Origin of the sequence: Bacillus sp. B4EP4a, assembly GCF_006680105.1 — a bacterium.
Classification (GTDB): domain Bacteria; phylum Bacillota; class Bacilli; order Bacillales; family DSM-1321; genus Peribacillus; species Peribacillus simplex_E.
In genome coordinates, this window is sequence record NZ_VHIK01000020.1 from 86,574 (window position 1) to 98,363 (window position 11,790).

The following is an 11,790-nucleotide window of genomic DNA, read 5'->3' on the forward strand; positions in this document are numbered from 1 at the left end:
AACTTACAATGTAAGGTTTAATTGGATCTTAATGTAAAATCCTTGATATAGAAAAGGTATGAAATAATAGTGATAATGTGAATCTGTGAATCCCGGGAGGTAGAGAATGATTTATAAGCAGGTCAATCAAAAACTGGAAATGGTTCTGGGGAATATCGAAAAGGTGATTATCGGAAAACGAGATATAGCAGAACTAAGTATCGTGGCACTCCTTTCCGGTGGACATGTCTTATTGGAGGATGTTCCGGGCGTGGGGAAGACAGTCATGGTAAGGGCACTGGCAAAATCTATAGGTGCAAGCTTTAAGCGAATTCAATTCACACCTGATTTACTTCCTTCTGATGTTACTGGTGTTTCGATCTTCAATCCTAAGGAACAAGAATTCATTTTTAGGCCGGGTCCGATAATGGGACATATTATTTTAGCCGATGAAATTAACCGGACCTCGCCGAAAACTCAGTCTGCATTGCTTGAAGCCATGGAAGAGGCAAGTGTGACGATTGATGGTGTCACAAGGGGATTGGAGAAGCCGTTCTTCGTAATGGCGACACAAAATCCGATCGAGTACGAGGGAACATATCCGCTTCCGGAGGCTCAATTGGATAGATTCCTATTAAAAATGAAAATGGGCTATCCAGGTGTGGAAGAAGAGATAGAGGTTCTTAATAGAGCTCAATACACGGTGCCGCTTGAAGAGCTGGAATCCGTCATCACATTGGATGAATTGATAGAATTACAGGCTGAGGTAAAAGCTGTGATAGTGGACGACACAATAAAACGATATATTGTTGAATTGGCGAATCGAACACGTGCGCATGAAGGGGTCTATTTAGGTGTAAGCCCGCGTGGATCGATAGCATTGATGAAAGCATCCCAAGCTTACGCGCTGATCCAGGGCAGGGACTATGTTCTGCCGGACGATGTTCAATATTTAGTTCCATTCGTATTTTCCCACCGGCTTATTTTGAAACCTGAAGCGAATTATGATGGCTTCGATGCTGGAATGGTGATACATGAAGTTGTGGCGACAACACAGGTGCCTGTGAAGCGGGTTATGACCTAATGCGCAAATTCATCAACATTTTAAGGGGAAATATGAGTGTGGTCGGACTTGTATTACTCATGACCGTTTCCTTTTGCTATGCAATGTTTCAAGGCGGTTTTGTCAGTTGGTTCATTTTTTATTCGTTTTTGCCGTTTTCTGTGTACGCTTCGATTCTGCTGTTTTATCCGCTGCATGATTTGACCGTTGAGAGAAAGGTCAATAAAAGGGAATGCCAGGCCGGCGAATCTGTTGAAATAGCATTGACGTTTACCCGTAAAAACCGGCTGCCCCTATTATTTATGGTGGTAGAGGAGGAATTGCCTCAGCGGCTGGAAGATAGGGGATTCCAAAGGAAAATAATTATCTTTCCGGGATTCAGGCGTACTTTCAGCATGTCATATACCTTGGAAGACATGGAGCGTGGAGAGCATTCGTTTCAATCGATCCGCTTTTGGATTGGGGACTTTTTCGGGTTAGTCGAAAAGGAAGCGATATATAGTTCACCTCTGAAAATAACTGTTTTTCCTCGTTATCATGAGCTTGCCTACAGTGATCTTGATCGAGTGTTCAATCAGGGGGCAGTTGTTTCAACAAAGAAAACACAACGTGAACATTCAGTGGTATCCGGAGTAAGGGAATATCAGCCAGGCGATCAGTTATCATGGATTAATTGGAAGGCGACGGCCAGAACGAGTGAAATCATGACGAAGGAATTCGAAGTGCAGAAAAACCGGGATGTATTCATCATGCTTGATGATAAGCCGTCGGATTTATTCGAAGAATCCATTGTAATGGCGGCTTCCGTTGCCCACGCCATGTTAAAGAAAGGCATGGAAATTGGGTATGTGAGTATGGGATCGAGGATGATCATACCGGCAGCAGCAGGCAATAACCAGAAACGAAAGATTTTTTACAGACTTGTTAAAGAGGAGCCGAGTGTTGTAAACGCATTGAACGAAAACGTCAGGAAGGGAATTCTTCCGGCAAACGCTTGTGTGATATTCATCGTTTCAGACTTAACATTAGAAAAGGTGGACATATTGAGTGCTTTTCGGCCTAATCAGGGATTAATGTTATGTGTTAAGAAACAGGCGGATCTTACTGATGAGGAAAGGTTGTCAAGTTCAACAGCTGTTTCGAGGGGGATAAAGGTTAGCTTTTTTGAACATGGCCAACTAAAGATTGATAGATCAGAGGTGATGGCAAAATGAATGTCACTACCGAAAAGTTGGAAAGGTTCATGCATGTCCTGATGTATGTATTTGGTCTGGTGTTGATTACTGAATGGTTAAGGCCTGTCGATAAACTCACCGATACAGGTAATATCATCATTTTTATCTTATTTTTGCTCTATTCCCTGCTACTGCATTATTTCCGCATACATTGGTCAATCCGATTTATTCTCATTAGTGCTTATATAATGATTTCATTACAGTTCCTCCATTCAAAAGATGCTTTATTTCAATTGTCATGGCTGAAAGGATTTCTAGCGGATTTTAAGGGCAATCTTGGTTTTATATATGATGGGAATTGGGAGTTGATCACAAATCCATTTCGAACGTTGCTATTTTTTGTCCTTCTTTGGCTTGTAACATATTTGATCCATTACTGGGTGATGGTGAGGCAAAGCATCTTTTTCTTTTTTATGTTAACGGTGATTTTTATATCTGTACTTGACACATTCACTCCTTATGTGGGGGATATGGCAATGATTAGAATCATCATCATCGGCTTCTTGATGCTAGGCTTACTGTCCCTGCTGCGGCTAACGATACAGGAGAGGATTAAGTTTCCGATGGCTTCCATCAATAAGTGGATCTTGATGCTGACCGGCATGATTTTGGTAAGTGTCCTTGTTGGTTTCGCTGCCCCGAAGCTCTCTCCGCAGTGGCCGGACCCAGTGCCTTATATTACTTCCTATTCTGATAAAGCGGGGAAAGAAGAAGGTGGTTCGAAGCGTAAAAGTGTCGGATATGATGAAGACGATTCGGAACTTGGCGGTTCGATAGAGCCGGATAGTTCCATCGTTTTTTATAATAATGCTCCTGCAGGACATTACTGGAAAGTCGAGAACAAGGATACTTATACCGGTAAAGGGTGGGTTTCGATACTGGAAACGGACTTTCACACTTTTTCCAACGGACAGGATATGGCTTCTTTAGATATTTACGACGTACCTGAAGTGGTGAGGACAGAAGAAATGACGGCAAAAGTGTCCATGACGGAATCATATTCCCATATCCTTCATCCGCAGTCCGGGTATTTAAAAAAGATTGAGGCCAAAAACGGGATGGATTTCAAATATTATCAGGGTATGGACAAAGTTATTTCCGAACAGGATAATGGCGAACAACTGTCCCTGAAAGAGTATGAGCTTTTCTATGATATGCCGAGTTTTGATATAGCTGAGTTAAGGAAGGTAACGGATCCCGACGAATCGATGGATTTAATAATGGAAAAAAACACTCAGCTTCCAGAGGGGTTGCCAAACCGGATATATGAATTGGCATCCCGGCTTACAAGGAATGAAACGAATTGGTACGATAAAGCAAAAGCTATTGAGGATTATTTTGACGGACCTGAATTCATTTATTCTAAGGACGATATTCCGTATCCGGAGAGCAATCAAGATTATGTCGATCAATTTTTATTCGAGACACAGATAGGGTATTGCGATAATTTTTCAAGTGCAATGGTCGTTTTACTAAGAGCCGCCAATATACCTGCAAGGTGGGTAAAGGGTTATACGGAAGGGGAAAAATCAATCCTTGATGGCGAATCCGTTTATAAGGTGACCAATAATAATGCTCATTCCTGGGTCGAGGTTTATTTTGCAGGGATAGGCTGGGTTCCCTTCGAGCCGACAAAGGGTTTCGATGGGGAAGTTGAATTTTACGATTCGGAATTGAAACAGGAAGTGATGAACCCTGAAGAAACCCCAACTAATGAAGAGCAAACAAAGAAAGAGACCAGGGAACTTCATGATACACCCGATAGGGAAACTCAATCATCCGTGAAAACTGGTATTGGGAACATGGAATGGTTCTTAAAATGGACTGCCATCACACTGTCAGGTGTATTGATACTTGCTTCTATTGGTTATTTCTTCAGAAGGAAGTGGATTCCTCATCTGCAGATTCTTCGTTATAGAAGGAAAACCGGTGCTCATTTCTCGACAGCCTATTTAATATTATTGAAACAATTAAAACGAGCTGGTTTGGTTCGTCCGAAGGGGCAAACTTTAAGGGAGTACGCCGCCTATGTGGATGCAGTATACGATACGGATGAGATGAGTGAATTGACGGCTAAATACGAGTTAATGATATATCGTGGAGACGTGGAAGATGGCGAATGGAAACACTTACAAAAGGGTTGGGAAAGTTTAATGAGAAAAACTAGCTCTTGACCAGGTTTTTATTATATTGATACAATAACAAAAACTAACTTAAACTAATATATCCTTCATATATCCTCGATAATATGGATCGAAAGTTTCTACCGAATCACCGTAAATGATTTGACTATGAAGGCGGATTTTAACAGGAAAGCTGAAAATCTGCCTTCGTCTATACTTTTTCTGTATTTTTGAGGGTGGATTTTTAGTTTTTCTTTTTTTATGATAATATTTTTTATAAGAAATTATCACTCGATTTTATGAGTGAATTACATTGATAGAGGTGACGTTTGTGCCGGGGAAAACAGAATTGCAAAAAAACCAGGAAATGATCGTAGTACTTGATTTCGGAAGCCAATATAATCAATTGATCACTCGTCGTATCCGCGAATTTGGTGTGTACAGTGAGCTTCATCCTCATACAATTACTGTAGAAGAAATCGAGAAAATGAACCCAACGGGAATAATTTTCTCAGGGGGTCCGAACAGTGTTTATGATGCAAATGCATTTGGTTGCGATGAACGCATATTCGAAATGGGCCTTCCGATTTTCGGTATTTGTTATGGCATGCAGCTTATGACTAAACATTTTGGCGGTAAGGTGGAGCCAGCGAAAAACCGTGAATACGGAAAAGCGACACTTTCCATTCAAAATGAGTCTAAGTTATTCAGCGACCTGCCGAAAGAACAGATCGTCTGGATGAGCCATGGTGATCTAGTGGTGGAAACGCCTGAAGGTTTCCAAATTGATGGGACGAACCCATCTTGCCCAATTTCGGCTATGAGTGACGAGTCACGCAAATTATATGCCGTGCAATTCCATCCTGAAGTCCGTCATTCCGTATACGGTAATGACATTTTGAAAAATTTCGTATTCGGCGTTTGTGGCTGTAAAGGTGACTGGTCAATGGAGAACTTCATTGAAATTGAGATGGAGAAAATCCGCCAAACGGTCGGGGATAAAAAAGTGTTATGCGCATTGAGTGGCGGTGTGGATTCATCCGTGGTTGCTGTATTGATCCATAAAGCGATTGGCGATCAGCTAACATGTATTTTCGTTGATCATGGGTTACTTCGTAAAGAGGAAGCCGAAGGTGTAATGGAAACATTCAGTGAAGGCTTCAATATGAACGTAATCAAGGTCGATGCAAAAGAACGTTTCCTATCGAAGCTTGCTGGCGTTTCAGATCCGGAACAAAAACGGAAAATCATCGGTAACGAGTTCATCTACGTATTCGATGACGAAGCAACGAAGCTCGAAGGAATTGATTTCCTTGCACAGGGTACACTTTACACAGACATTATCGAGAGTGGTACAGCTACTGCACAAACAATTAAATCGCATCACAACGTTGGCGGTCTGCCGGAAGATATGCAATTTAAATTGATTGAGCCTTTGAACACTCTATTCAAGGATGAAGTGCGTGCACTTGGTAGTGAAATGGGCATTCCGGATGAAATCGTTTGGCGTCAACCATTCCCGGGTCCAGGTTTAGGTATTCGTGTATTAGGTGAAATTTCAGATGAAAAACTTGAAATCGTTCGTGAATCTGACCATATCTTACGTGAAGAAATTAAAAAGAATGGTTTAGAACGTGAAATCTGGCAGTACTTTACGGTGCTTCCTAACATTCGAAGCGTAGGGGTAATGGGCGACGCGCGTACGTATGATTATACAATCGGGATCCGTGCGGTTACATCCATTGACGGAATGACGTCCGATTGGGCAAGAATCCCTTGGGATGTACTTGAAATCATCTCAACGAGAATCGTTAATGAAGTAAACCATGTAAACCGCGTCGTGTATGACATTACGTCTAAGCCACCTGCAACGATCGAGTGGGAATAAAAGATTAAAATCATTTAATCAGTGAAGGAATTAACCTTCACTGATTTTTTTTTGGTTAAAATAATTTTTGAATATGTAGATTACTTACATTTCACGTATGTTGGCGAATATATAGCCATAATAAGTAAGGAATATATAGCGAAAAGCGAACATTGCCTAAAATTACATAAAAAATATTCGTTTGGTATATTGACGATTATTTTAGTGATTGGTACACTATACCTATAATAATAAAAAAACATAATTGTCGTATAATATTGGGGATATGGCCCAAAAGTTTCTACCAAGCTGCCGTGAACGGCTTGACTACGATGTGTATGGATTGGCGAGTATGGATAAACCGCCACTTCTTTACATGACCGCAGTCAAGCCCCGTTCGAAAGTGAATGGGGCATTTTCTGTTGGCTTATGATTTTATGATAGGGGAGACTCATAATGAAAAATTATTTTCGGTTTAACGAGCTGGGAACTAATTATCGACGTGAAATACTTGGCGGTCTAACTACGTTCCTTTCAATGGCATATATCCTGGTTGTTAACCCTGTGATGCTGACTTTACAAAGCATCGAGGACTATCCGGATGAATTGAGAATGGACTACGGAGCGGTTTTTGCAGCTACCGCCTTAGCAGCCGCAATTGGCTCGATATTGATGGGACTTATAGCCAGGTATCCAATCTCTCTTGCCCCGGGCATGGGATTGAATGCTTTCTTCGCTTTTACCGTTGTACTTGGTTTTGGGATTCCTTGGCAGACGGCTTTATCAGGGGTATTGATATCAGGTATAATATTCGTTTTGCTTTCATTATCGGGAATACGTGAGAAAATCATTAATGCAATTCCGGTCGAATTGAAATACGCAGTTGGAGCCGGTATCGGTTTGTTCATTACCTTTGTAGGGTTTCAGAATGCTGGAATCATCACGAATGATGACAGTGTACTTGTCGGACTGGGCGACTTGACATCAGGAAATACTTTATTGGCTGTGTTCGGAATTGTCGTAACCGTCATTTTGATGACGAGAGGCGTCAAAAGCGGCGTGTTCATAGGAATGGTCATTACGGCCATTGCAGGAATGATCTTTGGACAAGTTCCGGTGCCGGAGAAAATAATCGGTGCCGTTCCTAGCATAGCGCCAACATTCGGGGTTGCGTTCGATGCCTTCGGAAATCCCGGTGATCTTTTCACTGGTCAAATGTTAATCGTAATATTGACCTTCTTGTTCGTAGCTTTCTTTGATACAGCCGGTACGTTAGTGGCTGTTGCGCAACAAGCTGGACTGATGAAGGATAATGTACTTCCTAGAGTGGGAAAAGGGTTACTTGCTGATTCATTATCCATCGTTTCAGGTGCAATTCTTGGTACATCCACCACGACATCATATGTAGAGTCTACATCAGGTGTTGCTGCTGGTGCTCGAAGCGGTTTTGCGGCTGTAGTGACAGGGTTGCTGTTTGTCCTATCCCTTTTCTTCTTCCCGCTTCTTTCAGTTGTGACATCTGCGGTGACTGCGCCGGCATTGGTTATAGTCGGAGTGTTAATGGCATCATCACTTAAAAATATTGACTGGCAGAAGTTCGAAATTGCGGTTCCGGCCTTCTTTACGGTCATCATGATGCCTATGACATATTCAATTGCGACAGGTATAGCTTGCGGATTCATCTTCTATCCTATCACCATGTCGATGAAAGGAAGAGCTAAAGAGGTTCACCCAATCATGTGGGGTCTTGGAGTCGTCTTCCTGCTATATTTCATTTTCTTGAAGTAATTATGCAAGTAAGTAAGGAGAGTCCCGATTTCGGGGCTCTTCTTTCATGTTGTAAGAGAAAGCTCATATCGTGTATAGTAAAAAGACTAAGTATTAAGTACTTTATCCTGTACGGGGCATAGGGACTTTGAGAAAAAAGAGGGAGAAAAATGAATGGCTTTATCGTTGAAAAGGTTTTGAACAATAACGTGGTGATTGCCACGCATCCGTCGTATGGAGAAGTCGTTTCTATTGGAAAGGGCTTAGGCTTCAACCGAAAGAAGGGCGAAGAGTTAAGTCCGGAACTTGCGGAGAAAACGTTTGTCCTGAAAAATGTTAAGGAACAGGAAAGTTACAAAAAACTTTTGCCGCAGATCGATCAAAATCTTCAAGCTGCCATTATAGAATCCATTCATCTCATTAACGACCGAGTAACTGGGAAACTCAATGAACATATACATGTCGGTTTAACTGATCATTTATTGTTCGCCCTTCAGCGTGTTTCACAAGGAATGACCATCAAAAACCCATTCTTGAAAGAAACGATAACCCTTTATCCTTTTGAACATGATATTGCTGTTGATGTAATCGAATTAATTCAAGATAAGACAGGCATAGGCCTGCCCCAAGGGGAAATTGGTTTTATTACGCTTCATATTCATAGTGCAATATCAAATAAAGACTTATCGGAAGTCAATCAGCATTCGCAGTTAATCTATCATCTTATCCAGGTCGTTGAAGAACAGCTCAACGTAAAAATTAATAAGGATAGCATAGACTATTCACGTTTGGTCCGTCATTTAAGATTCATGATAGACAGGGTGTTGGCAGGGGAACAAGTAGAGGAACCCGAAAAAATAGCAATGCTATTGAAAGAAGAATATCCTCTGTGTTACAATATCTCTTGGAAGCTAATAAAAATTATGCAGCAGAAATTAGGCAGACCGGTTTGTGATGCGGAAGCTGTCTATCTAACGATGCATATCCAGCGATTACAAAAGAAAATTAAATAAACATACATTAACTTACGTGTTACTGATTCGATCAGGCATAAGTGAGGAGAATGATTGTTATGAAAGAGGGTATTATATACCTGAATTTTCATTTCAATCCTATCTTTGCTTATGCCTTTTTTGTATTTGAATTCTGATGCGTGGGAAGATGAATACCATCGTTAAATGTAACCGTTTTATTAGCGTGGAAAAACAGTAAAGAGGAGGAAAACCTATGTTTAAGAAGTTGTTTGGTGTTTTGCAAAAAATCGGAAAAGCTTTGATGCTTCCTGTAGCCATTTTACCAGCGGCCGGAATTTTGCTTGCGTTTGGTAATGCACTGCAAAACGAAACTTTGTTGGATATCGCCCCGTTTCTTGCGAGTGGCGGAGTGGAAATGGTTGCATCGGTAATGGAGAATGCCGGAAATATTATTTTTGGGAATCTTCCCTTGTTGTTTGCTGTGGGGGTCGCAATTGGGTTAGCTGGCGGAGAAGGTGTTGCCGGCCTGGCTGCGATTATCGGGTTCTTGATTATGAATGTAACGATGGGAACTGTTCTTGGGATTGACACTGCCGACATTGAGAGCAATGGTGCGGTGTATAGTAATGTTCTGGGAATCCCGACGTTGGGGACGGGCGTGTTCGGCGGTATTATTGTCGGTGTCATGGCTGCTGTTATGTATAATAAATTTTATGAAATTGAACTGCCTTCTTATTTAGGATTCTTTGCAGGTAAACGATTTGTACCCATTGTAACAGCCGCAAGCGCAGTTATTCTTGGGTTGTTGATGATTTTAGTTTGGCCGACGATTCAATCGGGGTTAAATTCATTTTCCGAAAATATGTTGGGTGCTAACCTGACTCTGGGAGCTTTCGTGTTTGGGGTTGTAGAACGTGCGTTGATTCCTTTCGGATTGCATCATATCTTCTATTCGCCATTCTGGTTCGAGTTTGGCAGCTATATCCCTCAAGGGGGGGGAACGCCAGTCAGAGGAGACCAAGCCATCTTCATGGCACAAATTAAAGATGGTGTACAGAATTTAACGGCAGGTACCTTCATGACTGGTAAGTATCCATTCATGATGTTCGGGTTACCAGCTGCGGCTTTGGCCATTTATCATGAAGCAAGACCGGAAAGAAAGAAAATAGTCGGGGGCTTGATGGCTTCTGCGGCACTTACATCTTTCTTGACGGGGATTACTGAGCCACTTGAATTTGCATTCTTATTTGTTGCACCGGTACTTTTCGGGATCCACTGTCTGTTTGCGGGTCTATCATTCATGACCATGCATTTACTGGACGTAAAAATCGGGATGACGTTTTCTGGTGGTTTGATCGATTACGTACTGTTCGGTTTAATTAATCCGCAAACCAATGCATGGATCGTTATTCCGGTTGGTTTGGTCTTTGCGGTTATCTATTACTTTGGATTCCGATTTGCGATAAGGAAATTTAACCTTAAAACTCCTGGCCGTGAAGTGGAAGAAGATGAGGAAGCGGAAGGAACTGCAAGTACAGCTGGAAGTCTTCCTGGAGATATCTTGGATGCTATGGGCGGAAAAGAAAATATTTCTCACTTGGATGCATGCATTACCCGTCTTCGTGTATCAGTCAATGACATCGGTAATGTTGATAAAAATAGGTTGAAGAAACTTGGTGCCGCTGGAGTTCTGGAAGTGGGTAATAACATCCAGGCAATCTTCGGACCGCGTTCAGAAACTATCAAGGGGCAAATGAAAGATATCATCGATGGAAAAAGGCCTCGTAAAGTAGAAGCGTCTCCTGAAGTAGGTGTGGAAAAACAAATTGAGGATGTCGTCCCGAAACCTTTACGGACGGATGAAGTTTCCGAGCGTTTTGTTTCTCCTATTAAAGGGGAATTAAAACCGATCACGGAAGTGCCTGATGCAGTTTTTGCTGAAAAAATGATGGGTGATGGATTTGCAATTGTACCGGAGGAGGGGTTGGTTGTTTCTCCTGTAGACGGTACTATCGTTAACCTATTCCCGACTAAACATGCAATAGGTATCGTTTCCGAAGCTGGACGTGAAATCTTGATTCATGTCGGGATCGATACAGTTAAGTTAGAAGGCAAAGGTTTCGAAGCACTTGTCGCTCAAGGAGATAAAGTGACAAGCGGACAGCCACTTCTTAAAGTTGATATAGAGTATGTCAAAAACAATGCCAGCTCTATCATTACGCCAATCGTCTTTACTAACCTTTCCGAAGGTGAAAGTGTGAAGATTGAAAAGGCCGGAAATGTAGATAGGGAAGAAGCGGACGTAATTTCCATCAATAAATAATCATTAATAACAGGAGGGCAGCTATAATCGGCTGCCCTCTTTGTTATTGATAATTCATTAGCAGGGTCCGGCTTCCATAGAAAGAAAGTGGTGTATATATAGAAGAAGGTGGTTCATGAAAAAAATGAAAGGAATTTTAAAAGATTAAATTGACTTATCTATATGCAAGTGCTAATATATTAAATACACCGCTTGAGACAAAAAAAGACAAGCAAGTAAATGATAACTTGTTGTTGACTTTATGTTTGGAAGGTGTTATAATGATTAAGTCGCTAAAGAGGCGATGGAAAATATTGCTCTTTGAAAACTGAACAAAACAAAGCGCCAACGTTAAATTTTAAGTGAGCACACACTATTAAAAAAGCAAATGAGCAAGTCAAACATTTCTTCGGAGAGTTTGATCCTGGCTCAGGACGAACGCTGGCGGCGTGCCTAATACATGCAAGTCGAGCGAATCGA

General features: G+C 41.6%; 7 protein-coding genes, 1 rRNA gene and 2 riboswitches. All 8 genes read left to right on the plus strand.

The window, feature by feature from the left end:
* Positions 1-106: 106 nt before the first annotated feature.
* Positions 107-1,063, plus strand: a complete 957-nt coding sequence (locus tag FNK51_RS11740; RefSeq protein WP_141993427.1) for an AAA family ATPase — start codon at positions 107-109, stop codon at positions 1,061-1,063.
* A 32-nt stretch (positions 1,064-1,095) separates the two neighbouring features.
* The gene (locus FNK51_RS11745) at positions 1,096-2,256 is read left to right on the plus strand and encodes a DUF58 domain-containing protein (RefSeq protein ID WP_181762242.1); all 1,161 of its coding nucleotides are present in this window, start codon (positions 1,096-1,098) and stop codon (positions 2,254-2,256) included.
* On the plus strand, positions 2,253-4,451 hold the full coding sequence (locus FNK51_RS11750) for a DUF4129 domain-containing transglutaminase family protein (RefSeq protein WP_141993429.1): 2,199 nt from the start codon (positions 2,253-2,255) through the stop codon (positions 4,449-4,451). The genes FNK51_RS11745 and FNK51_RS11750 overlap by 4 nt, the downstream gene beginning before the upstream one ends.
* 36 nt (positions 4,452-4,487) lie before the next feature.
* Positions 4,488-4,589: riboswitch (purine riboswitch) on the plus strand.
* A gap of 178 nt (positions 4,590-4,767) precedes the next feature.
* Complete coding sequence (gene guaA / locus FNK51_RS11755; protein WP_181762243.1) at positions 4,768-6,288, plus strand: glutamine-hydrolyzing GMP synthase; 1,521 nt, start codon at positions 4,768-4,770, stop codon at positions 6,286-6,288.
* A 227-nt stretch (positions 6,289-6,515) separates the two neighbouring features.
* Positions 6,516-6,617: riboswitch (purine riboswitch) on the plus strand.
* Positions 6,618-6,723: 106 nt separating this feature from the next.
* Positions 6,724-8,055, plus strand: coding sequence for an NCS2 family permease (locus FNK51_RS11760; RefSeq protein WP_063235528.1), 1,332 nt, complete (start codon positions 6,724-6,726; stop codon positions 8,053-8,055).
* A gap of 149 nt (positions 8,056-8,204) precedes the next feature.
* Positions 8,205-9,047, plus strand: a complete 843-nt coding sequence (gene glcT / locus FNK51_RS11765) for a glucose PTS transporter transcription antiterminator GlcT (protein WP_098373541.1) — start codon at positions 8,205-8,207, stop codon at positions 9,045-9,047.
* A gap of 214 nt (positions 9,048-9,261) precedes the next feature.
* Positions 9,262-11,331 carry a glucose-specific PTS transporter subunit IIBC gene (ptsG, locus tag FNK51_RS11770; protein WP_098373542.1) on the plus strand — a complete coding sequence of 690 codons (2,070 nt, stop codon included), beginning with the start codon at positions 9,262-9,264 and terminating at the stop codon, positions 11,329-11,331.
* A 385-nt stretch (positions 11,332-11,716) separates the two neighbouring features.
* A 16S ribosomal RNA gene (locus FNK51_RS11775) occupies positions 11,717-11,790 on the plus strand; the annotation flags it as partial.

What these genes read in the sequence shown, in the direction of transcription:
- FNK51_RS11740 (WP_141993427.1), top strand. Translation starts at nt 107, where the DNA reads ATGATTTATAAGCAGGTCAATCAAAAACTGGAAATGGTTCTGGGGAAT.
- FNK51_RS11745 (WP_181762242.1), top strand. Translation starts at nt 1,096, where the DNA reads ATGAGTGTGGTCGGACTTGTATTACTCATGACCGTTTCCTTTTGCTAT.
- FNK51_RS11750 (WP_141993429.1), top strand. Translation starts at nt 2,253, where the DNA reads ATGAATGTCACTACCGAAAAGTTGGAAAGGTTCATGCATGTCCTGATG.
- guaA (WP_181762243.1), top strand. Translation starts at nt 4,768, where the DNA reads ATGATCGTAGTACTTGATTTCGGAAGCCAATATAATCAATTGATCACT.
- FNK51_RS11760 (WP_063235528.1), top strand. Translation starts at nt 6,724, where the DNA reads ATGAAAAATTATTTTCGGTTTAACGAGCTGGGAACTAATTATCGACGT.
- glcT (WP_098373541.1), top strand. Translation starts at nt 8,205, where the DNA reads ATGAATGGCTTTATCGTTGAAAAGGTTTTGAACAATAACGTGGTGATT.
- ptsG (WP_098373542.1), top strand. Translation starts at nt 9,262, where the DNA reads ATGTTTAAGAAGTTGTTTGGTGTTTTGCAAAAAATCGGAAAAGCTTTG.